This is a genomic window from Aquabacterium sp. A3 (assembly GCF_038069945.1).
Lineage (GTDB): Bacteria > Pseudomonadota > Gammaproteobacteria > Burkholderiales > Burkholderiaceae_C > Aquabacterium.
On the sequence record NZ_JBBPEV010000001.1, the window covers coordinates 212,978 to 238,362 of the forward strand.

Sequence of the window (25,385 nt, forward strand, 5' to 3'; positions counted from 1 at the left end):
TGCATTGTAGTGACATGCGACCTCCATCCCGTCAACGCTGACCATCCAGCAAGGTCAGCAACAAGATGGCCTGTGCGGTGGCATGAAAGTCAAATGTTTTGCGATCCGGCGCAAACCAGTCTGGCCTGTGGCTGGCCAGCACTTCGCGCCAGTGCCAAGGTTGCATCAAAGCAGGCAATTCCGGTATGCGACGGTAACCCAGCCAGCCACCGTCAGGCTCCTGGGATTGCAGCATTCGCCGCAACCAGACGGGCTTGATGTGCGCTTGACGTTGATTCAGTGCCAACACCAGCAACCTTTGATAATGGGGGTCGCGCACCAACGGGTCCCAGGTGAGTTGGGTCTCGACGTCATCCAGCAGATGGCCGGTCAGCGGCCCCAGGTCGGGCAAGCCTGCGCAACCTGTCTGGCGAATCAGCATCAGGCCAACGACCTGGTGCGTGGTGCAAACCGCGTCCGTGAGGAAGACCGCCGACCACATCGGAGAGCACATGTCTTGCTGCAGGAAGAGGCTGGTGTCACCCTGCGGCAGATCCATCGGCCTGCATGTCATGGCGTGATGGAAAAAGCGCTGGTAATCCACCAGGCGTTCGACCCCGATCGCATAGGCACTGATCTCGGCTTGCGGCTCCATCATCCGACGCCAGGGCTCTTTGGCATAAAAGCCTGAAAAGTGACGTTGCAGCGCCTTGCCGGTCAAGTCCTGCAGATAGGCATCACCCGAGTGCTGAGCCGCCTTTTGCAGCATCCACCACAGGGCCGCATTGGGATCCGCCAATACCTGCGGCTCGTGTTGTTTGAGCCATTGCATCGCCTTGGCCCGATGCTGGGCAATTTCCTCAGGGGTCACCGGCGGCATGGGACGGTTCGCCAGATACCAGGCGCCTGCCACGGCCAACGCGAGCCCGGACAGCAACACCGCCGCCACAAGCAAGAACCAACGCCCATTGACCGAGCCAACAGCCCTTTTGTGCACAAGCGCCTCCCGCTCATGTTTGAAGATGGGCAGATTCTGCACGGTTGCAAGGCGCGTCACGGCTGGCCCCCTTGATTGCTGGTGAGGGCAGTGTGATCAGTTGACAAAGGCACGCCGGAAAAAACAAAACCCGGGGCATTTCTGCACCGGGTTCCGAGTGCGCAAAATTCAACTGACGTTGAAACGATGCGCTGAATATTTCCAGATTTTGGTAGGCGCGGAGGGACTCGAACCCCCGACCCCCACCATGTCAAGGTGGTGCTCTAACCAGCTGAGCTACGCGCCTGGAAGACCATGACTATAGCATCATTTTCTGCGCGCACGCAAGACGCCGCTGATTTGCGACACCTTGTTGAGCAGTTGGCTCAGGCGTGTGGTGTCGCCTGTGTGCACCGTCAGGGTGATGTGAACCTTGTCGCGCACGGTTTGGCTGTGCATGGCGTGAACGTGGGTCTTGCCTTGGGCCAACACATCACAGACATCCCTCAGCAGGCCTGAGCGGTCTTGCCCTTCCACCACCAGGTCCACTGCGTAGCGGGCCTCACCGGCGGCTTGGCTCCCCCAGGTGACCGGGATGATCCGCTCCGGATCGCGAGAGGCCATCTGCCTGAAGTTGGGGCAGTCTTGCCGATGAACCGCCACCCCTTTGCCCCTGGTGACATAACCACCAATCGCATCTGGGGGGGCAGGCTTGCAGCAGCGCGCCAACTGGGTCAGCAATGAATCCATGCCGACCACGAGGACGCCCTTGCCCGCGCCACCCGGGGTCTGCTCGGCGCTGCGAGCCAGTCGCTGGGCAATGAGCGTGTCGGGATCGAGCTCTTGTGGGCTGGGATTCAGCCATTGCTCGATGTGTCGCAAAGAGTACTCGTCCTTGCCAACGACATCGAACAGCGCATCGGCACTGCGAAAACCCAGCTGGGTGGCCAACTCTTCGAGCTTGACCGAGGTTCGGCCCTCGCGCTGCAAGAGCTTTTCCACCGCCTCACGCCCTCTGGCGATGGTGGCCTGCTGCGCCAGGGCGTTGAACCATGCACGCACCTTCGAGCGCGCTCGTGTACTGCGCAAATAGCCCAGCTCGGGATTGAGCCAGTCCAGAGAAGGCCCCCCCTCCTTGAGCGACACGATCTCGATCGTCTGCCCGCTCTTGAGAGGGGTGTTGAGTGGCACCATCGCACCGTCCACCTTCGCACCACGACAACGGTGCCCCAGGCTGGTGTGCAGGGTGTAGGCAAAATCCACGGGCGTGGCGTCCCTGGGCAGGTCGATGATCTCGCCCCCCGGCGTGAACACATAAATGCGGTCATCAAAGAGCCCGGAGGTGTCGCCGGGCGCATCGGCATCGGATGCCGCCAGGTCGCGCTCCCAGGCCAACAGCTGGCGCAACACGGTTTTGCGAGCTTCGGCGACGCGGGCTTCGAAATCGCCGCTGGCCTGCACACCGGCGTACCCTTTGGCGCCGGCCTCTTTGTACGCCCAGTGCGCTGCCACGCCGCTTTCGGCGTGCTCGTGCATGGCCTGCGTGCGAATCTGGATCTCGATGCTGCGGCCTTGTTCGTCACGCACCACGGTGTGCAGTGATTGGTAGCCGTTGGGTTTGGGACGGGCGATGTAGTCGGAAAACTCGTCTGGCAGTGGCGACCACAGTTCATGCACACGGCTGAGGGCGGCGTAACAGGCCGGAACATCGGCCACGATCACACGCAGGGCCCGGATGTCGAACACCCGGTCGATCGACAGGCCCTTGCCCTGCATCTTCTTCCAGATGCTGTAGAGGTGCTTGGGACGCCCTTGTACCAGCGCACCCACCCCCGCGTCATTGAGCGCACGCGACAGGGTCTGGCGGATGTGTTCGATGTGCTGCTCGCGCTCTAGCCGCTTTTCATCCAGCGAGCGCGCAATCTGGCGATAGACATCGGGCATCAGGAAGCGAAACGACAGGTCTTCCAGCTCCCATTTGATCTGCCAGATGCCCAGGCGGTTGGCCAAGGGCGCAAACACCTGCATCGACTCGCGTGCCAGTGCCCGCGGACATGCTCGTCCTTCATGAGCGAAGTAGCGCAGCGTCTGCAAGCGGGACGCCAGGCGCATCAACACCACCCGAAGGTCTCTGGAGAAAGCCAGCAGCATCTTGCGAATGCGCTCGACCTGCTCGGCCGGCCATGGTCCGTCCACATCGTCTGCCCAGGCATCGCGGGCATTGCGCTGCACCTGCACCAGCGCACGCGTGTGAGTGACCAGCCCCGCCAGTTCGGCACCAAAAGCGCGTCCAATGACCTCTTCAGGCTGGCTCAGGTACTCACTGGCATACACCAGATAAGCGGCCGCCCTCAAAGACGGCGAGGCCCCAATGCCCTGCAAGATGACACTGACGCCGTCGGCATGGGCCAGACCGTCTTCACCGGTGTCAAATCGTTGGCCGGTGAGCAAGGGCTCGGCAAACGTGCGAGCGCGCGCCAGCAGGGGCACCCCACTCAGCGTGTCCTGGCCGTGCGCCGTCAACTCAACAATCGCTGAGGTGTTCGCTGGCCGGCTGTCGGGCTGCAGGGATCCCGTCTTCATGCACGCAAGAACTCGCTGACCACGTTGAGTTGATCGCTGGACACCAGGGTGGGGGCATGGCCCACCCCCTCGAACTGCACCAAGCGGGCGCGGGGGCCACGTTCGGTCATCATTCGCGCCGTGTCTTCGTCCAGCAAATCAGAGTCTTTGCCGCGAAGCAGCAAGACGTCGCACGTCAGGGCGTCATAAACCTGCCAGAGCATGGCTTCACCGCTGGCTGCACTTTCCGCACTCATGGTTTTGAAAGGCTCGGCGATGGCCGGGTCGTAGTGCAACACCAGCCCCTCCCCATCGGGCGCCGCACGCAGCAACGGACGGGACAAGGCCATCCAGACCTCGTCCGTGTGGGGGCCAAACCCAGGCGAGATGCTGCGCAGGTACGCTGCTGCCTCTTGTTCATCCTTGAAACGCATGGGCTGCCCAAGGTAATCGCCGATGCGCACCAGGGCCTCATGACGCAGGCGCGGGCCGACGTCATTGAGCACAAACCGGCGCAAACGAGCCCCGGAGACTTCAGCCGGCAGGCTGGAAAAGCCCAAGCCGATGAGCCCCCCCATGGAGGTACCGACCCAATCGATCGACAAGGGCTCGGTGGCGCCTCGGGCGGCACGAAGGTGCTGCATCAAGGTGACCATGTCGCTGACGTAAGAGAAAATCTGATAGTTCTGGGGATTGGCCAGCCAGTCCGACTCGCCACGCCCTGCCACATCGGGGCAGACCACGTGGTAATGAGGCGACATCATCCGTGCCAGCGCATCGAAGTCACGCCCCTGTCGGCTCAGACCATGCACGCAGATCAGCACGCGTGGGTCGGATTCGTCGCCCCACGACCAATACGCCATCCGGTGCGTCTGGTCGTTGGACTTCGAAGCGCCAGGGCATTCGACGTGGCGAAGTTGAGGCTGAGCGGCGGGTTCGTGGTTGAAGGTCATGGCCTGATTCATGCAATGGACTGTGGATAATGAATGCAACCGAATTGTCTTGTGTAACGCGAACTGGAGGCCCTGGATGTTGAAAGGAAAAACCGCACTCGTCACCGGATCCACCAGCGGCATCGGGCTGGGCATTGCCCAACGGCTGGCCGCGCAGGGCGCTGACGTCATTCTGAACGGATTCGGCGATGCCGAGGCGCCCAAGGCCTCCGTGGTCGAGGCCGGTCGCGCCCATGGGGTTCGCGTCGGCTTTCACGGAGCCGACATGAGCCAGCCTTCGGCCATCGAAGACCTGTTTGCTTATGCACAGCAGGCGTTTGGGGGCGTGGACATTTTGGTCAACAACGCCGGGATTCAGTTTGTGGCGCCGGTGGAAGAGTTTCCTGTCGAAAAATGGGATGCCGTGCTGGCCATCAATCTGAGCTCGGCGTTCCACACCACGCGACTGGCACTGCCCGGCATGCGCGCCCGCAACTGGGGGCGAATCATCAACCTGGCGTCCGCTCACGGGCTGGTGGCCTCGGCCGGCAAGTCAGCCTATGTGGCGGCCAAACATGGCCTGGTTGGCCTGACCAAGGCCGTGGCGCTGGAGACCGCCACCACGGGCGTCACGGTCAATGCCATCTGCCCGGGCTGGGTGCTCACGCCACTGGTCCAAAAGCAGATTGAGGCCCGAGCAGACAAAGAAGGCATCACGGTCGATGACGCCCAAAAAGGACTGCTGGGTGAAAAGCAACCGTCGCTGCAGTTCGTGACGCCAGAGCAACTGGGCGATCTGGCCGTGTTCATGTGCTCGCCTGCCGCGGACAACGTGCGTGGCGTGGCCTGGAACGTGGACGGCGGCTGGCTGGCCCAATGAGCAACGCCCTGGTGCCTGCGACCCTGGGCGAGAGCCCGACGGGCCAGGCGCCTGGGGTGCCGTACTCTGCACGGTACGACGACATTTACCATCCGGTGGCCGGTGCCTGGGCACAGGCGCAGCATGTGTTCATGGAGGGCAACGGCCTGCCACAGCGCTGGCAAGGTCGCGACCGGTTCGTCATCTTCGAGACCGGTTTTGGTCTGGGCAACAACTTCCTGGCCACATGGTCTGCCTGGCTGGACGATCCAGAGCGCTGCGATCACCTCATTTTCATCTCTGTCGAAAAACACCCGCTGACCCGCGACGACCTGTCCAGGGTTCATCACATCGACGCTGTCGACGCCGACAGCGAGCGCCGACGCCAGCTCGGTGCTCAGCTTGCCGCCGCTTGGCCGACGTTGACCCCAGGCTGGCATTCTTTGCGTTTCGATGCGCCCGAGGGCCAATCCGTCAGCCTGATGTTGGGACTGGGCGACGTGGCCACGCTGCTGCCAGAGCTGATGGCGTCGGTCGATGCGTTTTATCTGGATGGCTTTGCACCGGCGAAGAACCCTGACATGTGGGAGCCTCAGCGATTGGCGCGACTGCAGCGGCTGGCCGCACCCTCCTCTACCGCCGCCACGTGGTCGTGCGCGCGAGTGGTCAGAGACGGGCTGGCGCAAGCAGGGTTTGAGGTGTCAAGGGCCCCCGTGGTCACAGGCAAACGCGAGATGATTCGGGCCCACCATGCCCCTCGGTATGTGCCGCCACCGCCTCCGGGCGGCTTGGGTCCGCCACCCACGCCGACGCACCGACGTGCCTTGGTGATAGGTGCGGGCCTGGCAGGCTGCTCTGCGGCCTGGGCCTTGTGCCGCGAAGGCTGGACGGTGCATGTGCTGGACCGCCAGCCTGCCCCTGGCAGCGAGACATCGGGCAACCCAGGCGGCCTGTTTCACAGCGTGCTGCATGCCGATGACGGCATCCACGCCCGAGCCCATCGCGCCGCTGCGCTGTCGGCATGGCGTGTGATCCGACAGGCGGTGAACGCTGGTGTGCGTGGATCGGTGGACGGCCTGGTGAGGCTGGACGCCAAGACCAACGTCGAAGAGGCGCAGGCCTTGCTGCAGCGAGTTGGCATGCCGCAAGACCACGTTCAATGGCTGACGCAAGATGAGGTCGCGGCCGTCCTGAACGTGCCCGTGCCCAGCGGTGGCTGGTTGTTCCATCAGGCCGGATGGGTGCACCCTGCCGGCCTATGTGACTGGCTGCTGAACCAGGCCCGTCAAACGGCCCTGCGAGGTGGGGGTCTTGCTTTTTCTGGCGGGCAGGTGGTGGCCAGCCTCCGTCGGTCGGCGGCCGGTCTTTGGCAGGCTTTGGGCCCACAAGGTGAGCTCATCCATGAGGCACCCCATGTGGTGTTGGCCTGTGCCCATGGCGTGTCGGCCCTGCTGCAAGGGCTGCCTGAGGAGCTGGCATGCGCGCCGTTGCCGATGTCCAGGGTTCGCGGCCAAGTGAGCTGGGTGGCCAAGGTGCCCGGCGCCCGCCTTCCCAGGCTGCCGGTGGCGGGCGGCGGCTACGCGCTGTCGCTGGACGAGGAGAGCTTGCTGTTTGGCGCCACCACACAGCACCATGACGACGACCCGAATGCCAGGGCGCAAGACCACGACCACAACGTTCGAGTCGCGCAGCAACTGGGTGTGTTACCTGCAGATGTGCCGCCATTGACCGGCCGCGTGGGCTGGCGCGCCACCACCCCGGACCGGCTGCCGATCGTGGGCGCCTTGCCCTGGTCTGTAGAGCGTCTGCACCGCGCGGGCCAGCGGCTCAGGCTGGATCAACCCAGGCTCATTCCCCGACAACGCGACGCCGCCGGGGGCCTTTACGCGCTGTCTGGCCTGGGCTCGCGTGGTATCACGTGGTCTGTGATGGCGGCGGAGTTGCTGGTCCACTGGATGAGCGCAACGCCTTGCCCTGTCGAGGTGTCGTTGCGGGATGCACTCGACCCCGCGCGCTTTGTGGCCCGACAATTCAGGTTGCACGCATCGCCTGCCAGCCACCTCCCTTCTGACGCTTCCACTGCGTGACCCCGCTTGACCATGGCCAGACCCCAACCGCCTCACGACACCGAAGCCACCTTGCCTGGGCTGACCGATCGTTTGCGCCTGGACAAATGGCTGTGGGCAGCCAGGTTCTACAAAACCAGAAGCCTGGCGGCCGACGAGGCGGACAAGGGCCGCATCCAGGTCAATGGCCAAACCGCCAAACCTTCGCGAGAACTGCGCTGCGGCGACAAGGTCGCACTCAAGCAAGGCCCCATCACGCGGGTGGTGGTGGTAGAGGCCTTGAGCACCGTCCGAGGTCCTGCAGCCCAGGCGCAAAGGCTGTACAGCGAAACGGCGGACAGCGTCGCCCAACGCCTGGCACAACAGGAAGCCAGGCGCCTGGGCGCCGAACCAGCGCAAGCCATCACCCAGGGGCGCCCCACCAAAAGGGACAGGCGCTCACTCACTGAATGGCAACGGTGGTCGGCCAGCCTGGATTGATTTTGTTACAAATTAACGCGCGACCACCCCTTGAATTGAACCAGAGCGCCCTGACATCAGCAGGGTTTTCAAAAATTCACAAACCACACACGATGAGCGACACCTCCCCTGCCCTTGAACCCCAGGGTGCCGGCACGCCCGAGGCCCCTGAGTCCGCGAACGCCGATCTGACCGTCGAGCAACAGTTGGCTGAACTGCAAGCCAAGCATGCAGACGTGTCAGATGCCTACCTGCGCGCCAAGGCCGAGGCTGAAAACATCCGTCGCCGCGCAGAAGAAGAAGTCAGCAAGGCCCGCAAGTTCGCTGTGGAGTCGTTTGCAGAGAGCCTGCTTCCCGTGCGAGACAGCCTGGAAGCCGCCATTTCGTCACACGCTGCCAAGCCCGACACCCCGGTCGAAACCGTGCTGGAGGGCGTGCACGCCACCTTGCGTCAACTGGCCGCTGCGCTCGAGCGCAACAAGGTGCTGGAGGTCAATCCCGCCGCGGGTGACAAGTTCGATCCGAACCTGCATCAGGCCATCAGCATGGTGCCCGCCGAACAGGAAGCCAACACCGTGGTGGGCGTGCTGCAAAAGGGCTACACCATCGCCGAGCGCGTGTTGCGCCCTGCCCTGGTCACCGTTGCAGCGCCCAAATGAACAAATCGCGCCAGCCGAGTCTTGAAATCCTCGCCGCTGGCCAGATATCGAACAACAAGCATTCAGCGCAGGCCTGACCTGCACCACCAATTCCCTAGGAGCACATCAACATGGGCAAGATCATCGGTATCGACCTCGGCACCACCAACTCGTGCGTGGCCATCATGGAGGGCAACACCACCAAGGTCATCGAAAACAGTGAAGGTGCACGCACCACGCCGTCCATCATTGCGTATCAGGAAGATGGCGAAGTGCTGGTGGGTGCGTCCGCCAAGCGTCAGGCCGTCACCAACCCTCGCAACACCTTGTACGCCGTCAAGCGCCTGATTGGCCGCAAGTTCAGCGAAAAGGAAGTTCAAAAGGACATCGACCTGATGCCCTTCACCATCGCCGCGGCCGACAACGGCGACGCCTGGGTGGAAGTGCGTGGCAAGAAATACGCGCCGCCTCAAGTGTCGGCCGAAGTGCTGCGCAAGATGAAGAAAACGGCCGAAGACTACCTGGGTGAAGAAGTCACCGAGGCCGTCATCACGGTGCCCGCCTACTTCAATGACGCGCAGCGCCAGGCCACCAAGGACGCCGGCCGCATCGCTGGCCTGGAGGTCAAGCGCATCATCAACGAACCCACGGCGGCGGCCCTGGCGTTTGGCCTGGACAAGACCGGCAAGGGCGACCGCAAGATCGCCGTGTATGACCTGGGTGGCGGCACCTTCGACGTCTCCATCATCGAAATTGCCGACGTGGACGGCGAAAAGCAGTTCGAAGTGCTGTCGACCAACGGCGACACCTTCCTGGGTGGCGAAGACTTCGACCAGCGCATCATCGACTACATCATCGCCGAGTTCAAGAAAGAACAAGGCGTTGACCTGACCAAGGACGTGCTGGCCCTGCAGCGCCTGAAAGAAGCCGCTGAAAAGGCCAAGATCGAACTCTCGAACAGCTCGCAGACCGACGTCAACCTGCCGTACATCACCGCCGACGCCTCTGGCCCGAAGCACCTGAACATCAAGCTGACCCGCGCCAAGCTGGAAAGCCTGGTTGAAGACCTGATCGAGCGCACCATCGCGCCCTGCCGCACCGCCATCAAGGATGCCGGCGTGAGCGTGGGTGACATCGATGACGTAATCCTGGTGGGTGGCATGACCCGCATGCCCAAGGTGCAGGAAAAGGTCAAGGAGTTCTTCGGCAAGGATCCCCGCAAGGACGTGAACCCTGACGAAGCCGTGGCCGTGGGCGCCGCCGTGCAAGGTCAGGTGCTGTCGGGCGACCGCACCGACGTGCTGCTGCTGGACGTGACCCCGCTGTCGCTGGGCATCGAAACCATGGGCGGTGTCATGACCAAGATGATCGCCAAGAACACGACCATCCCGACCAAGTTCGCACAGACCTTCTCGACCGCTGACGACAACCAGCCGGCCGTGACCATCAAGGTTTTCCAGGGCGAGCGCGAGATGGCCGCTGGCAACAAGATGCTGGGTGAGTTCAACCTCGAAGGCATCCCGCCCGCCCCGCGTGGCGTGCCCCAGATCGAAGTCGGTTTCGACATCGACGCCAACGGCATCCTGCACGTGAGCGCCAAGGACAAGGGCACCGGCAAGGAAAACAAGATCACCATCAAGGCCAACTCGGGTCTGTCGGAAGACGAGATCCAGAAGATGGTGAAGGACGCCGAGCTGAATGCCGCCGAAGACAAGAAGAAGCTGGAGCTGGTGCAAGCCAAGAACCAGGGCGATGGCCTGGTGCACAGCGTGCGCAAGTCGTTGACCGAATACGGCGACAAGCTCGAAGGTGCCGAGAAGGAGGCCATCGAGGCCGCCATCAAGGACCTGGAAGAGTCGCTCAAGGGTGAGGACAAGGACGACATCGAGGCCAAGACCAACGCCCTGATGACGGCCAGCCAGAAGCTGGGCGAGAAGATGTACGCCGACATGCAGGCCGCCCAAGGCGCAGCCGGTGCTGCAGGGGCTGCCGGTGCCGGCACCGATGCCGGCGCACAGGGCCAGCCCGCCGACGACAATGTGGTCGACGCCGAGTTCAAGGAAGTCAAGAAGGACTGATCGGGAACTGTTCGGGGCTTTGCGCCCCTTCGCCGACCGGGCACAGGCCGTGTGAGCACCACGCTCATGCCCTGTGCCTTTGTCGGATCTGGACACCATCATGGCAAAACGAGATTTCTACGACGTGCTCGGGGTCGCCAAAGGCGCCTCGGACGACGACATCAAAAAGGCCTACCGCAAGCTGGCCATGAAGTACCACCCGGACCGCAACCAGGGTGACAAGGCCAAGGAGGCCGAAGAGAAATTCAAAGAGGTCAAAGAGGCCTACGAGATGCTCTCTGACCCCAAGAAACGCCAGGCCTACGATCAGTTCGGGCACGCGGGCGTGGACCCGAACATGGGTGGCCGAGGCGCCGGGCCTGAAGGCTTTGGCGGCTTCGCTGACGCTTTTGGCGACATCTTTGGCGACCTGTTTGGCCAGGGCGGTGGGCCCCGCCGCGGTGGCGGCGGCCCGCAGGTCTACCGTGGCAGCGACCTGTCTTACGCCATGGAGATCAGCCTGGAAGAGGCGGCTGCGGGCAAGGACACACAAATCCGCATCCCCTCGTGGGAAGAATGCGGCGCCTGCCACGGCTCTGGCGCCAAGCCGGGCACCCAGCCCAAGACCTGCCCCACCTGCAACGGCTCGGGCACGGTGCACATGCGCCAGGGCTTCTTCAGCGTGCAGCAAAGCTGTCCGCATTGCCACGGCACGGGCAAGATCATCCCCGAGCCCTGCACCACCTGCCATGGCCAGGGCCGCGTCAAGAAAACCAAAACCCTGGAAGTCAAGATCCCGGCGGGCATCAACGAAGGCATGCGCATCCGCTCGGCCGGCAACGGCGAGCCGGGCACCAATGGCGGCCCCCCTGGCGACCTCTACATCGAGATTCGCATCAAGCCGCACGACATCTTCGAGCGTGATGGCGACGACCTGCACTGCCAGGTGCCCGTGCCCTTGACCACCGCGGCCCTGGGCGGCAGCATCGAGGTGCCCACCCTGGGCGGCAAGGCCGAGATCGACATCCCCGAAGGCACGCAACACGGCAAGACCTTCCGTCTGCGCGGCAAAGGCATCAAGGGCCTGCGCTCCAGCTACCCGGGTGATCTGTACTGCCACATCGTGGTCGAGACGCCCGTCAAGCTCACCGAGCACCAGCGCAAGCTGCTCAAGGAGCTGGACGAATCCTTCCGCAAAGGGGGGGAAAAGCATTCGCCCAACACCAAGAGCTGGACAGATCGCGTCAAGAACATCTTCAAATGACGCTGAACGGCGCCCGATCAGGGCGTTGCAACATGAAAAGGCGCTTTCGAGCGCCTTTTTCTTTGCATGAAATCTGAAAAGGCTGACGCATCATCGGTACGGCCCAGGTTCAAGTCGTGGGCACGCACAACCGATAAGGCTGATGACACGCAGTACGACCGGATGTACACCTCACTTCTCTGACCACGCCTGAGAGACGCCATGGCCACCGTGACCCCGTATTCCAACCTCAGCGCATTGATCATCGATGACATGGCCACGCAGCAAAGCACGCTGCGCGGTCACCTGAACCTGCTGGGCATCTCCAAGGTGGAGATGGTGAGCACACCGGAGGATGCCCTGCGCAACTTGCGCGGCAAAAAATACAACCTCGTGCTGTGCGACTACAACCTGAATGCCAAGACCGACGGGCAGCAGTTGTTCGAATACGCCCGGGACAATCAGCTGCTGCCACCGGACACGCTGTTCTTCATGATCACCGCAGAGAGCACCTACGCCTCGGTGGCGGCGGCCACCGAGCAGCATCCCGACGCCTACCTGCTCAAACCCATCACGGCCACCGACATCGAAGAGCGTCTGAAAGTGATGCTGGACAAGCGGGATGCCTTGCTGGCCATCCACACCAAGCTGAGCAAAGACGACCTGGTGGGCGCGCTCGCTGAATGTGATGCGGTGCTGGCCCAGAAGAACCGCTGGACCATGAGCGCCATGCAGACCAAAGGCAGTGTGTTGCTCAAACTGGGTCGACATGAAGAAGCCAAGGCCATCTACCGTGCCGCGCTGGACGTGCGCAGCGACCTGACCTGGGCGCGACTGGGCCTGGCGCGCGCGCACAAGGCTGCTGGGCAGTTCCAGGAAGCCCAGATGCTGGCGCGCGACATCATCGAATCTCGTGACGGCGACAAAAACGTGGCTGCCTACGATGTGATTGCCGAATCACTGGAGGCCCTGGGCGACCCCGAGGGCGCCATGTGGGTGTTACGGGATGCCGCACAGGTGGTCCCGTCCGCCCGGCGCCAGCGCTTGCTGGGCGAAAGCGCCTACCGCAACGGCGACCTGGACACCGCCAAGGATGCCCTGGGCAAGGCCACCAAATCCAGCAAGGGCTCTGTCATGGCGCAGCCCCAGGACACCCTGCTGCTGGCTCAAACCCTGGTGGACATGGGCACCCCGTCAGACGCCCTCAAGGTCTTGCAGGAAGGACAGACGGCCTTCCGCAGCAACCCTGGCTTTGACAACGTGGCCCTGGCCGTGCAAGCCCAGGCTGAAGTGGGCACCGGCGCCACAGAGCAAGCCCTGAAAACGGTGGCACGGGCGCGTGAAACCATGCGCAAAGGCAAGGCTGATTTCGCCACCGTGGCCCTGGCCAAGGCCGAAATCATGACCGGCAATGAAGATGCAGGATTCAAGTTGCTGGAAAGTGCCATCAGCGCCGACCATGAGAACCGGCGCATCAAGCAGATGATCAGCAAGGCACTGCGCGACACGGGCCATGAAGACAAGATCGAATCAGTGATCGAGTCTGCCGCCGCGGGCCTGCAAAGCAAGGTCAGCGACGCGCGCAAGCTCTTGCGCGACAGCAAGATCGACGATGCCGTGGCCATGATCGAGGCCGCCGTTCGCGAGTACCCAGAAAACACCGGGGTGCTGCTGCAGGCCGCCCAGATCAACTGCATGGCCTTGCGCCTGAAGAAGGATCTGGACGCCACGCGCATCGAGCGCATTCGCACCTACCTGACACGGCTGGAGAAGCTGCTGCCCGGACACGACCGGGTCAACACCATGCGCCGTTATTTCCGCGAGACCCTCGGCCTGCTGGAAGCCACCAGCCTTCAGGACTGACATGAGCGACGCCCTGGCCCTGATTGCCCACGACCTGAAAAACGCCCTGGGCGGACTGGAGTCGGAGCTTGCTCACCTCATCGACGAACCCAGCCCGGTGCTGGCCGAGCGCGCACACCTGCATTGCAGCGAGTTGCGCAGACAGTTCATCCAGTTCCTGACGCTCTACGGGGCGGAACATGGCGGGTTGAAAGCCCTGTGCGAAGACGAGTCACCGAAAGACTTTCTGCTGTCCATGGCCCGCACCTGGCAACTCAAGATGCAGGCCGATCACCACGCCGTGCGCGTCGAGATGGTCGACAGCGACGATGCCCCGGATTTCTGGTACTTCGATCGCCGACTGGTGCAACTGGCACTGGACGCCGCCATTCACAACGCCACGCGTTTTGCGCGCGGTCTGGTGCAAGTGCGCGTGATCGAACGCGACGGCTGGCTGGTGTGGACCATCAGCGACGATGGCGAGGGCCTGGGCGCTGCCGACCCCGGTCACAGCCATGCCACCGGCCTGGGCACGGCCCTGGCCCAAGCGGTGGCCCAGGCTCACCGACTGGGCGATCGCGTCGGCCACACGGACCTGCAGTCTGGCCCCACTCAGGGCGCCACGTTCACACTGAGCCTGCCGTGACCTCGGCCTTGACGCAGTCCACGTAGTAGCGTGTAGAGCCGTCAGGCTGCTCTTCGCCCACGAGGCCGTGCACATCGGTGGCAAAGCCCGGGAAGCGGGCGTTGAACTGCTTTGTGAACTTCAAGAATTCCACGATCTTCTTGTTGAACCGCTCGCCCGGGATCAACAGAGGAATACCTGGCGGGTATGGCGTTAACAGCGAGGTGGTGATGCGCCCCTCCAAAGCCTCCACGTCCACCCGTTCGGTTTCGCGGCGGGCGATGCAGGCGTAGGCATCCGATGGCTTCATCGCCGGCTCCAGGCCCGACAGATAGACTTCGGTGGTCAGGCGGGCGATGTCGCCCTCTGCGTAGGCCTCGTGGACGCTCTGGCACAGGTCACGCAAGCCCATGCGCTCGTAGCGCGGGTGCTTTTTGCAGAAGTCGGGCAACACGCGCCACAGCGGCTGGTTCTTGTCATAGTCGTCCTTGAACTGCTGCAGCGCCGCCAGCATGGTGTTCCAGCGGCCCTTGGTGATGCCGATGGTGAACATGATGAAGAAGCTGTACAGGCCCGTCTTTTCGACCACCACGCCGTGCTCGGCCAGGTACTTGGTGACGATGCTCGCAGGAATGCCCGATTTGGCGAACTTGCCCGACACGTCCAGCCCCGGCGTGATGATGGTCGACTTGATGGGGTCGAGCATGTTGAAGCCATCGGCCAGGTTGCCAAAGCCGTGCCACTTCTCGTTGGCCTTGAGCACCCAGTCATCGGGCTTGCCGATGTCTTCGGCCACCAGCTTGTCAGGCCCCCACACCTTGAACCACCAGTCCTTGCCGTACTCTTTGGCCACCTTGCGCATGGCGCGGCGAAACTCCAGCGCTTCCTTGATGCTTTCTTCCACCAGGGCCGTGCCGCCCGGGGGCTCCATCATGGCCGCCGCCACGTCGCACGACGCAATGATGGCGTACTGCGGCGACGTGGAGGTGTGCATCAGGTAGGCCTCGTTGAAGAGGTGGCGGTCCAGCTTGACGTTCTGCGAGTCCTGCACCAGCACGTGAGAGGCCTGCGAAATGCCCGCCAGCAGCTTGTGGATGGACTGCGTGGAGTACACCACGGCCTTCTTTGGACGTGCGCGCCCCTTGCCCATGGCGTGGTAGGTGCCGTAGAACTTGTGAAAAGCGGCATGCGGCAGCCAGGCTTCGTCAAAGTGCAGGTTGTCGATCCAGCCGTCCAGGGTGGCCTTGATGGTTTCGGTGTTGTAGAGCACGCCGTCGTAGGTGCTCTGCGTCAGTGTCAGGATGCGAGGCTTGGCCTTCTTCGGGTCCACCCCTTTGAGCAAGGGGTTGGCGGCGATCTTCTTGCGGATCGTGGCGGGCTCGAACTCGCTCTTGGGAATGGGCCCGATGATGCCGTAGTGGTTGCGCGTGGGCGTCAGGAACACGGGGATGGCCCCCGTCATGATGATGCTGTGCAGGATGGACTTGTGGCAGTTGCGATCGACCACCACGATGTCGCCCGGCGCCACGGTGTGGTGCCAGACCATCTTGTTGGACGTGGACGTGCCATTGGTGACAAAGAAGCAGTGGTCCGCATTGAAGATGCGCGCGGCGTTCTTCTCTGATTCATGCACGGGGCCGGTGTGGTCCAGCAACTGGCCCAGCTCTTCCACGGCGTTGCACACGTCGGCGCGCAGCATGTTCTCACCATAGAACTGGTGGAACATCTGGCCCACGGGGCTCTTCAAAAACGCCACGCCACCCGAGTGCCCCGGGCAGTGCCACGAGTACGAGCCATCTTGCGCGTAGTCCATCAGCGCCTTGAAGAACGGGGGCGCCAGGCCATCCAGGTAGCTCTTGGCCTCGCGGATGATGTGGCGCGCCACAAACTCCGGCGTGTCTTCGAACATGTGGATGAAGCCGTGCAGTTCGCGCAGGATGTCGTTCGGGATGTGCTCGGAGGTGCGCGTCTCACCGTACAGGTAGATGGGGATGTTGGCGTTCTTGAAGCGAATTTCGCTGACGAACGCGCGCAAGGCCTTGAGCGCGGAATCGACCTCGTCTTTCGAGCCGGCGCCAAACTCTTCGTCGTCGATGGACAAGATGAAGGCGCTGGCCCGGCTTTGCTGCTGCGCAAACTGCGACAGGTCGCCGTAACTGGTGACGCCCAGCACCTCAAAGCCTTCCTTCTGGATGGCGTCGGCCAGGGCACGGATGCCCAGACCCGAGGTGTTCTCGGAGCGGAAATCCTCGTCAATGATGACGACGGGAAAATGGAAACGCAGCATGGCCAGACTTTCAATCTCAGTGCGCGACGCGCAGAAGCGCGAAGTGTAGGGTTTTTGACGCCCGATTTTGTTGACAGGATGCCATCGGTACGAGAGTTCTCCGAATCCGCACGGTCACATGGGAGCAAAACGATGTCCTACACTGCATCCATGAGTTCAAACACGCGGTCGCACCATGTCTGAAACCATGGTCTGGTGGATATTGGCGGGTGCCCTGGTGGCGCTTGAGCTGGTCACGGGTTCGTTTTACCTGCTGATGCTGGCCCTGGGTGCTGCGGCTGGCGCGGCAACGGCGTGGCTGGGCGCCCCCTTGGCGGTTCAGTTGGCGGTGTCGGCCCTGGTGGGCGGTGGCGCCGTGTGGTGGTGGCACCGGCGCCGGGCTGGCGCCGTTCAGGCGCCTGAATCTGATGCGCCGGCCGACCCCAATCAGCTGGACGTGGGCGCGGTGGTCATGGTGCAAGCCTGGCAACCCGATGGCCAGACCCGTGTGCACTACCGAGGCAGTGAATGGCTGGCCCATCGGGCGCCAGGCACCTCTGAGGCCACCGGGCCGCATCGCATCGTGGCCGTGGCGTCCAATCACCTGGTGCTGACCCCCGTGACCACCCCCTGAAGCCACGCCCAACACATCAACAGAGAGAGTCACCCCATGGAAATCGCCGTCGTACTGCTGGTCATCGCCGTCTTGTTCATCGTCAAATCACTGAAGGTGGTGCCGCAGCAGAACGCCTGGGTGGTGGAGCGCCTGGGCAAGTACCACGCCACCCTGAAGCCGGGGCTGAACATCATCGTGCCCTTTGTGGACCGGCTGGCCTACAAGCACTCGCTCAAGGAGATCCCGCTGGACGTGCCCAGTCAGATCTGCATCACGAAGGACAACACTCAGCTGCAGGTCGATGGCATCCTGTATTTTCAGGTGACGGACCCGATGCGGGCCAGTTATGGCTCGTCGGACTACATCATGGCCATCACCCAGCTGGCCCAAACCACGCTGCGCAGCGTCATTGGCCGCATGGAGCTGGACAAGACCTTCGAAGAGCGCGACCTGATCAATGCGTCGGTGGTGAACGCGCTGGACGAAGCCGCCTTGAACTGGGGCGTGAAGGTGCTGCGCTACGAAATCAAGGACCTGACACCACCGGCAGAGATCCTGCGCTCCATGCAGGCGCAAATCACGGCAGAGCGTGAAAAACGCGCCCTGATCGCGGCCTCTGAGGGCCGACGCCAGGAGCAGATCAACATCGCCACTGGCGAACGGGAAGCCTTCATTGCCCGCTCCGAGGGTGAGAAACAGGCCGAGATCAACAAGGCAGAGGGCGAGGCTGCGGCCATCACCGCCTTGGCCGAGGCCACCGCTGAAGCGCTGCGCAAGGTGGCCGCCGCCATCCAGTCGCCAGGCGGGCAGGAGGCTGTGAACCTGAAGGTGGCCGAGCGCGCGGTGGACGCCTTTGCGCAACTGGCCCAGAAAAACAACACCCTCATCGTGCCCAGCAACATGAGCGACCTGTCTGGGCTGATTGGCACGGCCATGACGCTGATGCAGAAATCCGCACCGAAAAGCTGAACAGGGCGAGCGGCAAACACCATGTCCATCGAGCTGACACCAGGGCGCAATGTGCTGGGCGGACCGCTTCGGGCCTGCTCGTATTCGCCGTTGACCGGCTACTTCCGCGATGGGTGCTGCCGTACCCGACAGGATGATTCGGGGCGCCATGTGGTGTGCGCGCGCATGACCCCGGACTTCCTGAGCTTTTCTCTGAGCCGGGGCAATGACCTGATCACCCCCCGCCCGGAATGGCGTTTTGTGGGACTGAAGCCCGGAGACCGCTGGTGCTTGTGCGCCGAGCGCTGGCTGGAAGCCTATCGGGCTGGCGTGGCACCGCCAGTGGTGCTGGAAGCCACCCACGAGGCGGCGCTGGAGCTCATCCCCATCGAGCTGCTGCAGTCGTTTGCCCTGACGGACTCAAGCGGGCGCTGAGTTCGCCAACAAGGCCTGAAGACCGGCCTCGTCCAGCACGGGAATGCCCAGCTCCTGGGCCTTGTCCAATTTGCTGCCGGCCTCGCTGCCGGCCACCACATAGCTGGTTTTCTTGGACACCGAGCCCGCCACCTTGCCGCCAGCTGCTTCGATGAGTGCTTTGGCGTCGTCGCGAGACAGACTGGGCAGGGTGCCAGTGAGCACCAGGGTCTTGCCGTGCAATGGCAAGGCAGTGGCATCTGGCTGGGCCTGGGGTTCAGTTTCAGGCCAGTGCACGCCTGCAGCCCGCAATTGCTCGACCACTTCGCGATTGTGGGGCTGGTCAAAAAAGGTGCGGATGCTGTGCGCCACCACGGGCCCCACGTCGCGAACCTCCAGCAGCTGCGCCTCGGTGGCGTCCATGATCCGGTCCATCTGGCCAAAGTGTCGGGCCAGGTCTTTGGCCGTGGCCTCGCCCACATGGCGAATGCCCAGCCCGAACAAAAAACGTGGCAAGGTGGTTTGCTTGCTCTTGTCCAGCGCGGCCACCACGTTCATGGCGCTCTTGTCGGCCATGCGCTCCAGGGCGGCCAGGCGGGCCACGCCCAGCTTGTACAGCTCGGGCAGGGTTTTGACCAAGCCGCCATCCACCAGTTGGTCTACCAGCTTTTCGCCCAGGCCTTCAATGTCCATGGCGCGGCGCTGCGCAAAATGCAGCAACGCCTGTTTGCGCTGAGCGGCGCAAAACAAGCCTCCAATACAGCGGTGATCGACCTCGCCGGGCTCACGCAGCACCGTGCTGCCACAAATGGGGCAGTGCAAGGGCATGCGGAAGTTGGGCACGTACACGGGGCGCTCACCCGGCACGACCCCCACCACCTCGGGGATGACGTCTCCGGCCCGACGCACGATGACCGTGTCGCCCACCCGCACACGCTTGCGACGCAGCTCGAAGAGGTTGTGCAAGGTGGCGTTGGTGACGGTGACGCCACCCACAAACACGGGCTTGAGTCGGGCCACCGGCGTGAGCTTGCCGGTGCGCCCCACCTGAACGTCGATCCCTTCGACCTGCGTCAGTTGCTCTTGCGCCGGGTACTTGTGGGCCACCGCCCAACGCGGTTCGCGGGTGACGAAGCCAAGCTGCTGTTGCAAGTCACGGCGGTTGACCTTGTAGACCACGCCGTCGATGTCAAACGGAAGGCGGTCTCGCAGCGCACCCATGGCCTGGTGAAACGCCACCAACTCGGCTGCCCCGCGGGCCACAGTGCGGTGCTCGCACACGGGCAGGCCCAGGCCCTGCAAGGCGTCCAGCACGCCGGCGTGGCTGTCTGGCGGCAGCCAGCCTTGCACCTCACCCAGGCCGTACGCAAAAAACTTCAAGGGACGCTGCGCCGCGATCGCCGGATCATGTTGTCGCACTGCACCGGCCGCCGCGTTGCGTGGGTTCACGAAAGTTTTGTCGCCCCGCTGACGTTGGCGCTCGTTGAGCGCCTCGAAGTCATCACGCCGCATGTAAACCTCACCGCGCACCTCCAGCACGCGGGCTGGCACCTCGGCGCGCAAGCGCAAGGGAATCTGACCGATGGTTCGAATGTTCTGCGTGACGTCTTCACCGACCTCACCATCCCCACGCGTGGCGGCCTGCGTGAGCACACCGTCAACGTAACGAAGGTTGATCGCCAATCCGTCAAACTTCAACTCGGCAGCGTAATCAACGGGTGGATCCCGCTCGTCCAGGCCCAGCTCACGCCGAACCCTGGCGTCAAAAGCCTCGGCCCCGCCCGACTCCGTGTTGGTTTCGGTTCGTATGGACAGCATGGGCAGCGCGTGCCGCACGGCAACGAATCCATCCAGCACCTTGCCCAGCACCCGCTGGGTGGGTGAATCCGGGCTCAGCAAGGCGGGATGTTCCGCCTCAAGGGCCTGAAGTCGCTGAAAGAGCCTGTCGTACTCGGCGTCCGGGATGATCGGTGCGTCCAGCACATAGTAGCGGTGGGCGTGCTCGTGCAACAGCGCGCGCAGATGCTGAAGTTCAGCGCCCACGTCGCCGAACAGATCGGTCTGCCCTGGCGGGGTATCGGTGCTCATGACACGCTCAGCTGAACAGGCGACGGGCCGACAGACTGCCCGCGGCCAGGTCTCGCGCCGCGAGGGCCTGGTAGAGCCGCTCCAGTTCGCCCGCGATCGAGGCGAACGCAGCGGGAGTGAATGGCTGCCCTTGGTCATCGGTCATGCTGGCGTCCAGCACCAGCGCCAGGGCTTCGCCGGCGGCGCACCAGGCATTGAACGGTTGTTGCTCCTGAGGAGTCTGTGGCACATCAAAGGCCAGCACCAGTTCGCGCAGGGTGGCGTCTTCGGGGTCGTCGGAGAACGCCACCTGTGGGTCGTACTGCAGGGACAGCACGGGCGGAGCACCGTCCTCGCTACCGGGCAGCACCAGGCGCCCCGGCAGGGCCCCTGCCACAAATCCATGCCGTGCGGCCTGCTGTTGCACGTAGCCGACCGACCATGCGCTGCCCCTGGCTTGCAGGCGCAGGGCCAGTTGCGCATCATGGGCGCCAGCGAAGGCGTCCAGCTCCTTGGCCCGGGCCACGATGTCGAGCATGTCCGGAAACTCCACCGCCGCGCTCATGGCATCAGACATGGCCTGAACTTTTTGCACGAACTCGGAGTACTCGATTTCATTGAGCCCACCGGTGCGGTTGGCCATCAAGACACCGGCCTGCAGTTCGCGGTACGTGACGCCGGGCTGTGGCGGCTCCCATTCGCCACCATCGGTTCGCTGTCCCTCGATGAGCATGGGTTTGCTGCCGGCGCGGCGTGTGGTCGGCATGTGCAGCAGCACATGATCCCCGCTGACGGGCGCCTCCAGGGTGATGGTGGCGATCGCATCGACCAGGGGGTCCAGCCGGGCCATGCCTTTGCGCACCGGCGGGGCCCCAGGCAGGGTCGGCGACACCGCTGCGTCCACCATCGAGGTGTGTTCGCCACTCAGCGCATCGGTGCTGACCGTGGAGTCTGTGGGCTCTTGCGGCGCCCAGCGCGGCTGGCGAACAGAGACTCGCCGAGACTGCCACCAGCCGTGCAAGAGCACCGCCAACAACACAACAGCCCCCAGCACGGCCAGGTAAAGGGTCAAAGAGTCTTGCATGCGCGAATGTCCTCAGGCGGCGTGCGCCATGCCCAGCGCGGCTTCCATGTCCACGGCCACGATGCGTGACACACCCTGCTCCTGCATGGTCACGCCCACCAGTTGATCGGCCATCTCCATGGCGATCTTGTTGTGCGAGATGAAGAGGAACTGCGTGTTGGCGGACATGCTGCGCACCAGGCGGGCGTAGCGTTCGGTGTTGGCGTCGTCCAGGGGCGCGTCCACCTCGTCCAGCAGGCAAAACGGTGCCGGATTGAGCTGGAAGATGGCGAACACGAGGGCGATGGCCGTCAAGGCCTTCTCGCCACCCGACAACAAATGGATGGTGCTGTTCTTCTTGCCGGGCGGGTGGGCCATGACCTGCACGCCGGCATCCAGGATTTCGTCGCCCGTCATGACCAGCTTGGCACTGCCCCCGCCAAACAGGCTGGGGAACATGCGCCCGAAATGTTCGTTGACGGTGTTGAAGGTGGCCCCCAGCAGATCGCGGGTTTCCAGGTCGATCTTGTGGATGGCGTCTTCGAGCGTGTTGATGGCGTCCATCAGGTCGGCCATCTGGGCATCGAGGAAGCCCTTGCGCTCGCGGGCAGAGGTGAGTTCTTCCAGCGCGGCCAGGTTGACCGCCCCCAGGCCTGCGATGTCTCGCTGAATGCGGTCAATCTCGGTTTGCAGCCCATAGAGCTTCACGCCATCACGCTCGATCGTCTCGGCCAGCACGGCCAGGTCGACTTCAGCGGCCGTGAGCTGTTCCATGTACTGCGCACCGCCCAGCGAGGCGGCTTGCTCTTCCAGTTGCAGGCGTGTGATGTCGTCACGCAGGGGCTGCAGGCTGCGCTCAAAGGCCATGCGCTGCTCGTCGGCCTGGCGCAACTGGGCAGCCAACTCGTCATACCGCTGACGCGTGAGCGACAAGGCCTGCTCTTTGGCCAGACGCTGGGCCAAGGCCTCGTCCAGCCCGGTCTGGGCTGAGGCATCGTCCAGCTGCGCCTGCTCGGTCTGAAGCTGCTCGATCGAGGCCTGGTTGGTCTGGATTTGTTGCGCGGCGGTTTCAATGCCACGCTGCAGCTCGCCTCGGCGAGCCACCAGGCTGCGGGCGCTGAACTGGGCTTCCTGAGCCTGGCGTTCCAGCGTGCGAGCCTGTTCGCGGGCCTGTTGCAAGCGGCGCTCGGCTTCGATCACGGTTTCCTCCAGCTGGGCGTGGCGCTCTTGCGTTTCGCCCAGGCTGATGTCCAGCTCTTCAAAGCGGGCCTCACCCGTGGCGCGGCGCTCCTGCAGTTCGTCCAGCAGCGCATCCAGCTCAGCCATCTCACCCTGGATCTGGCCACGGCGTCCCTGGGTTTGTTCGGCCTGCTGGGTCAGGCGCAGCACCTCGACTTGCAACTGGTGCACGCGCTGCTGGGACTCGCTCGCCTCGCGACGGGCATGGGCCAGGCGTTGGGCGGCATCGGTGTACGCCGCCTCGGCGCGCACCACGGCCGACCGGGCCTGGTCGGCGATCAGGGCCTGTGCCCTCACCTCTTTGTCCAGGTTCTCGATCTCTTGGGCGCGGGCCAGCATGCCGGCCTGTTCTGAATCGGGCGCGTAGAAACTCACTGCGAACTGGCTGACGCAATGCCCCGCCGGGGTGATGATGACCTCGCCATGGGTGAGCTTCTGGCGGTGCGACAAAGCCTCTTCCAGGTGGGCAGCGGTGTAGACGCCCTCCAGCCAGTCGCTCATCAACGCCTTGAGCCCGGCATCGGTCAGCCGTAGCAGATCCGACAGCCTCGGCAAGGTGGTGTGGCCGTGGGCCACCGCGCTGGACGGCAGGCTGTAGAACGCCAGCTTGGCCGGGGGCGCGTCGTGCTCGAACGCGCGTACGGTTTCCATGCGGCCCACCTCCAGCGCCGCCAGGCGTTCGCGCAGGGCCGATTCGAGTGCGTTTTCCCAGCCAGGCTCGATGTGCACGCGCTGCCACAAACCCTGCAGGCCATCCAGCCCGTGCTTGGCCAGCCAGGGCTTGAGCTTGCCTTCGGTTTGCACCTTGTCTTGCAAGGCGCGCAAGGCCTCCAGGCGGGCACTCAATTCATGGTGACGGGCCTGCTGTGACGTGGCCTCGGCCTGGGCCGATTGCCGCGCCTCGTCCAGGGTAGGCACGGTCTCGCTCAATTCACCCAGCTGGGCTTCGCGCAGCCCGTGCTCTTCTTCATGAACAGCCAGCTGGCCTTTCAGGTCTGCCAGGCGCAGATCATCCGGCGCGGCCAGCCCCTGCAGCTCGGTGTGCAGGCGCTCACGGCGCAGCGTCAGCTGGCGAGACTGCTCATCCACATTGCGCGATTCGGCGGCCAGCAGCTGAATTTGCTGCTGCACCTGCGTCACCGACACTCGTTGTTCGTTGGCGCGCTGGGTGGCTGCGCGCACCGCGTCTTCCAGCTGTGGAATGTTGCCTGCCAGCTCTTCAGCCTGGGCGGCCAAAACCTCGGCCTGCTCTTCGGCTGCGGCCATTTTCTCGGCCAGGGCCTCCAGCTCGTCTTCGGCCTGTTGGCGACGGTCGGCCCATTGGGCGTTTTGCTGCCGTAGCTCATCCAGACGCTGGGCCACCCGCTGGCGTCCTTCCACCACATAACGGATGCGCTCTTCCAGGCGGCTCACCTCCAGAGCGGCCTGGGCCAGCTCGCCCTGAGCAGCGTGCAGGGCGTCGCTGGCCGCGTAATGATCCTGACGCACCTGCTCCAACTGGGCCTCGACCGAACGCAGCTCGGCCATGCGGGCTTCCAGCGCGTTGGTGGCCTCCAGCACAGCCTGCTTCACACGGGTGGCCTCGGACGAGGCATCACGGTGCTTCAAGAACCACAGCTGGTGCAGCTTGGTGGTGCCCTGCTCTTGCAGGGCGTGATATCGGGCGGCCACCTCGGCCTGCTTTTCCAGGCGTTCGAGGTTGTTGTTCAGCTCGCGAAGGATGTCTTCCACCCGGGTCAGGTTCTCGCGGGTGTCCTTCAGGCGGTTCTCTGTCTCGCGGCGACGCTCTTTGTACTTGGACACACCGGCCGCCTCTTCCAGAAACAGGCGCAACTCTTCCGGCTTGGATTCGATGATGCGGCTGATGGTGCCCTGACCGATGATGGCGTAGGCGCGCGGGCCCAGGCCGGTGCCCAGGAAGACGTCCTGCACATCGCGGCGGCGTACCGGCTGGTTGTTGATGAAGTAGCTGGAGGTACCGTCACGGGTCAGCACGCGCTTGACGGCGATCTCGCTGAACTGGTTCCACTGCCCACCTGCGCGGCCCTCTTCATTGGAGAAGACCAGTTCCACACTGGAGCGGCTGGCCGGCTTGCGGTTGGTCGAGCCATTGAAGATCACGTCCTGCATGGATTCGCCACGCAGCTCGGACGCCTTGGATTCACCGAGCACCCAGCGTACGGCATCCATGATGTTGGACTTGCCGCAACCATTGGGGCCCACCACACCCACCAACTGCCCCGGCAGCTGGAAATGCGTGTGCTCGGCAAACGACTTGAAGCCGGAGAGCTTGATCGACGTCAGGCGCATGCTGGGGCGAGAATCGCGCTAAGTTGTTGATTATTCAAGGCAAAGTGTGATCATGCCCAAGCAACTTGAGCCTGACGATGATAGCATTGAGGTTTTGCCCGAAGCCCGCGCGCCCAGGGTGTTGCCTGCTGTTTCACCTGTTTGACCATGGCCAAGATCGCCCCCACCAAAAACCCGACCGCCAAGCCGATGGCCCCCAAGGTCTCCAAGGCCACCAAGAAGAA

18 protein-coding genes and 1 tRNA gene are annotated in these 25,385 nt (G+C 63.6%); 11 read left to right on the plus strand and 8 right to left on the minus strand.

The genetic code is table 11. The annotated features are described in order from the left end of the window. Positions 1–31 precede the first annotated feature (31 nt). From WNB94_RS00905 to WNB94_RS00920, 4 genes are all read right to left on the minus strand, one after another. The gene (locus WNB94_RS00905) at positions 32–859 is read right to left on the minus strand and encodes a hypothetical protein (protein WP_341387754.1); all 828 of its coding nucleotides are present in this window, start codon (positions 857–859) and stop codon (positions 32–34) included. A gap of 326 nt (positions 860–1,185) precedes the next feature. Then, a tRNA-Val gene (locus WNB94_RS00910) sits at positions 1,186–1,262 on the minus strand. Between the two features lie 20 nt (positions 1,263–1,282). Beyond that, positions 1,283–3,538 (minus strand): RelA/SpoT family protein, encoded by a 2,256-nt coding sequence (locus WNB94_RS00915; protein ID WP_341387756.1) that lies wholly within the window; start codon positions 3,536–3,538, stop codon positions 1,283–1,285. Then, the gene (locus WNB94_RS00920; RefSeq protein ID WP_341387757.1) at positions 3,535–4,470 is read right to left on the minus strand and encodes an alpha/beta fold hydrolase; all 936 of its coding nucleotides are present in this window, start codon (positions 4,468–4,470) and stop codon (positions 3,535–3,537) included. Before WNB94_RS00920 ends, WNB94_RS00915 begins: the two co-directional genes overlap by 4 nt. A 76-nt stretch (positions 4,471–4,546) precedes the next feature. Here WNB94_RS00920 and WNB94_RS00925 point away from each other — a divergent pair, with 76 nt between their 5' ends. The 8 genes from WNB94_RS00925 (at position 4,547) to WNB94_RS00960 (ending at position 14,259) form a co-directional block, all read left to right on the plus strand. Then, complete coding sequence (locus WNB94_RS00925) at positions 4,547–5,329, plus strand: 3-hydroxybutyrate dehydrogenase (protein WP_341387758.1); 783 nt, start codon at positions 4,547–4,549, stop codon at positions 5,327–5,329. After that, positions 5,326–7,395 carry a bifunctional tRNA (5-methylaminomethyl-2-thiouridine)(34)-methyltransferase MnmC2/FAD-dependent 5-carboxymethylaminomethyl-2-thiouridine(34) oxidoreductase MnmC1 gene (mnmC, locus tag WNB94_RS00930; protein ID WP_341387760.1) on the plus strand — a complete coding sequence of 690 codons (2,070 nt, stop codon included), beginning with the start codon at positions 5,326–5,328 and terminating at the stop codon, positions 7,393–7,395. Before WNB94_RS00925 ends, mnmC begins: the two co-directional genes overlap by 4 nt. 12 nt (positions 7,396–7,407) lie before the next feature. Continuing rightward, positions 7,408–7,854: an Hsp15 family ribosome-associated heat shock protein gene (locus tag WNB94_RS00935; protein ID WP_341387761.1), complete on the plus strand. Its 447-nt coding sequence runs from the start codon at positions 7,408–7,410 to the stop codon at positions 7,852–7,854. A 92-nt stretch (positions 7,855–7,946) separates the two neighbouring features. Next, positions 7,947–8,492: a nucleotide exchange factor GrpE gene (gene grpE, locus WNB94_RS00940; protein ID WP_341387762.1), complete on the plus strand. Its 546-nt coding sequence runs from the start codon at positions 7,947–7,949 to the stop codon at positions 8,490–8,492. 110 nt (positions 8,493–8,602) lie between these two features. Continuing rightward, complete coding sequence (gene dnaK, locus WNB94_RS00945) at positions 8,603–10,549, plus strand: molecular chaperone DnaK (protein ID WP_341387763.1); 1,947 nt, start codon at positions 8,603–8,605, stop codon at positions 10,547–10,549. 100 nt (positions 10,550–10,649) lie between these two features. Beyond that, on the plus strand, positions 10,650–11,792 hold the full coding sequence (dnaJ, locus tag WNB94_RS00950) for a molecular chaperone DnaJ (RefSeq protein ID WP_341387764.1): 1,143 nt from the start codon (positions 10,650–10,652) through the stop codon (positions 11,790–11,792). A gap of 201 nt (positions 11,793–11,993) precedes the next feature. Continuing rightward, positions 11,994–13,634 (plus strand): tetratricopeptide repeat protein, encoded by a 1,641-nt coding sequence (locus tag WNB94_RS00955; protein WP_341387765.1) that lies wholly within the window; start codon positions 11,994–11,996, stop codon positions 13,632–13,634. A gap of 1 nt (position 13,635) precedes the next feature. Further along, positions 13,636–14,259, plus strand: coding sequence for a sensor histidine kinase (locus WNB94_RS00960; RefSeq protein ID WP_341387766.1), 624 nt, complete (start codon positions 13,636–13,638; stop codon positions 14,257–14,259). Here the strand turns inward: WNB94_RS00960 and WNB94_RS00965 are convergent. Continuing rightward, positions 14,240–16,525 carry an Orn/Lys/Arg family decarboxylase gene (locus WNB94_RS00965; protein WP_341387767.1) on the minus strand — a complete coding sequence of 762 codons (2,286 nt, stop codon included), beginning with the start codon at positions 16,523–16,525 and terminating at the stop codon, positions 14,240–14,242. The genes WNB94_RS00960 and WNB94_RS00965 overlap by 20 nt on opposite strands. A 175-nt stretch (positions 16,526–16,700) precedes the next feature. On the opposite strand from WNB94_RS00965, the gene WNB94_RS00970 reads away from it, so the two are divergent. Genes WNB94_RS00970 through WNB94_RS00980 form a run of 3 tightly spaced genes read left to right on the plus strand, consistent with a single transcriptional unit; the run spans position 16,701 to position 18,503 of the window. Then, positions 16,701–17,138 carry an NfeD family protein gene (locus WNB94_RS00970; RefSeq protein WP_341387768.1) on the plus strand — a complete coding sequence of 146 codons (438 nt, stop codon included), beginning with the start codon at positions 16,701–16,703 and terminating at the stop codon, positions 17,136–17,138. Positions 17,139–17,174: 36 nt separating this feature from the next. Then, the gene (locus WNB94_RS00975; RefSeq protein WP_341387769.1) at positions 17,175–18,089 is read left to right on the plus strand and encodes an SPFH domain-containing protein; all 915 of its coding nucleotides are present in this window, start codon (positions 17,175–17,177) and stop codon (positions 18,087–18,089) included. 21 nt (positions 18,090–18,110) lie between these two features. After that, positions 18,111–18,503 carry a DUF2237 family protein gene (locus WNB94_RS00980; protein WP_341387770.1) on the plus strand — a complete coding sequence of 131 codons (393 nt, stop codon included), beginning with the start codon at positions 18,111–18,113 and terminating at the stop codon, positions 18,501–18,503. Here the strand turns inward: WNB94_RS00980 and ligA are convergent. Genes ligA through smc form a run of 3 tightly spaced genes read right to left on the minus strand, consistent with a single transcriptional unit; the run spans position 18,489 to position 25,161 of the window. Further along, positions 18,489–20,570, minus strand: coding sequence for an NAD-dependent DNA ligase LigA (ligA, locus tag WNB94_RS00985; RefSeq protein WP_341387771.1), 2,082 nt, complete (start codon positions 20,568–20,570; stop codon positions 18,489–18,491). The genes WNB94_RS00980 and ligA overlap by 15 nt on opposite strands. Before the next feature lie 7 nt (positions 20,571–20,577). Further along, a complete protein-coding gene (locus WNB94_RS00990; RefSeq protein WP_341387772.1) occupies positions 20,578–21,633 on the minus strand; it encodes a cell division protein FtsZ in 1,056 nt (351 codons plus the stop codon). Positions 21,634–21,645: 12 nt separating this feature from the next. Next, positions 21,646–25,161, minus strand: a complete 3,516-nt coding sequence (smc, locus tag WNB94_RS00995) for a chromosome segregation protein SMC (RefSeq protein ID WP_341387773.1) — start codon at positions 25,159–25,161, stop codon at positions 21,646–21,648. Positions 25,162–25,385: the final 224 nt, after the last annotated feature.

Excerpts from the sequence above, each read along its gene's own strand:
- WNB94_RS00955 (WP_341387765.1), top strand. The coding sequence starts at position 11,994 with ATGGCCACCGTGACCCCGTATTCCAACCTCAGCGCATTGATCATCGAT.
- dnaJ (WP_341387764.1), top strand. The coding sequence starts at position 10,650 with ATGGCAAAACGAGATTTCTACGACGTGCTCGGGGTCGCCAAAGGCGCC.
- WNB94_RS00965 (WP_341387767.1), bottom strand. The coding sequence starts at position 16,525 with ATGCTGCGTTTCCATTTTCCCGTCGTCATCATTGACGAGGATTTCCGC.
- WNB94_RS00975 (WP_341387769.1), top strand. The coding sequence starts at position 17,175 with ATGGAAATCGCCGTCGTACTGCTGGTCATCGCCGTCTTGTTCATCGTC.
- WNB94_RS00935 (WP_341387761.1), top strand. The coding sequence starts at position 7,408 with ATGGCCAGACCCCAACCGCCTCACGACACCGAAGCCACCTTGCCTGGG.
- dnaK (WP_341387763.1), top strand. The coding sequence starts at position 8,603 with ATGGGCAAGATCATCGGTATCGACCTCGGCACCACCAACTCGTGCGTG.
- WNB94_RS00970 (WP_341387768.1), top strand. The coding sequence starts at position 16,701 with ATGTCTGAAACCATGGTCTGGTGGATATTGGCGGGTGCCCTGGTGGCG.
- WNB94_RS00915 (WP_341387756.1), bottom strand. The coding sequence starts at position 3,538 with ATGAAGACGGGATCCCTGCAGCCCGACAGCCGGCCAGCGAACACCTCA.
- WNB94_RS00980 (WP_341387770.1), top strand. The coding sequence starts at position 18,111 with ATGTCCATCGAGCTGACACCAGGGCGCAATGTGCTGGGCGGACCGCTT.
- WNB94_RS00920 (WP_341387757.1), bottom strand. The coding sequence starts at position 4,470 with ATGACCTTCAACCACGAACCCGCCGCTCAGCCTCAACTTCGCCACGTC.
- mnmC (WP_341387760.1), top strand. The coding sequence starts at position 5,326 with ATGAGCAACGCCCTGGTGCCTGCGACCCTGGGCGAGAGCCCGACGGGC.
- ligA (WP_341387771.1), bottom strand. The coding sequence starts at position 20,570 with ATGAGCACCGATACCCCGCCAGGGCAGACCGATCTGTTCGGCGACGTG.
- smc (WP_341387773.1), bottom strand. The coding sequence starts at position 25,161 with ATGCGCCTGACGTCGATCAAGCTCTCCGGCTTCAAGTCGTTTGCCGAG.
- WNB94_RS00925 (WP_341387758.1), top strand. The coding sequence starts at position 4,547 with ATGTTGAAAGGAAAAACCGCACTCGTCACCGGATCCACCAGCGGCATC.
- grpE (WP_341387762.1), top strand. The coding sequence starts at position 7,947 with ATGAGCGACACCTCCCCTGCCCTTGAACCCCAGGGTGCCGGCACGCCC.
- WNB94_RS00960 (WP_341387766.1), top strand. The coding sequence starts at position 13,636 with ATGAGCGACGCCCTGGCCCTGATTGCCCACGACCTGAAAAACGCCCTG.
- WNB94_RS00990 (WP_341387772.1), bottom strand. The coding sequence starts at position 21,633 with ATGCAAGACTCTTTGACCCTTTACCTGGCCGTGCTGGGGGCTGTTGTG.
- WNB94_RS00905 (WP_341387754.1), bottom strand. The coding sequence starts at position 859 with ATGCCGCCGGTGACCCCTGAGGAAATTGCCCAGCATCGGGCCAAGGCG.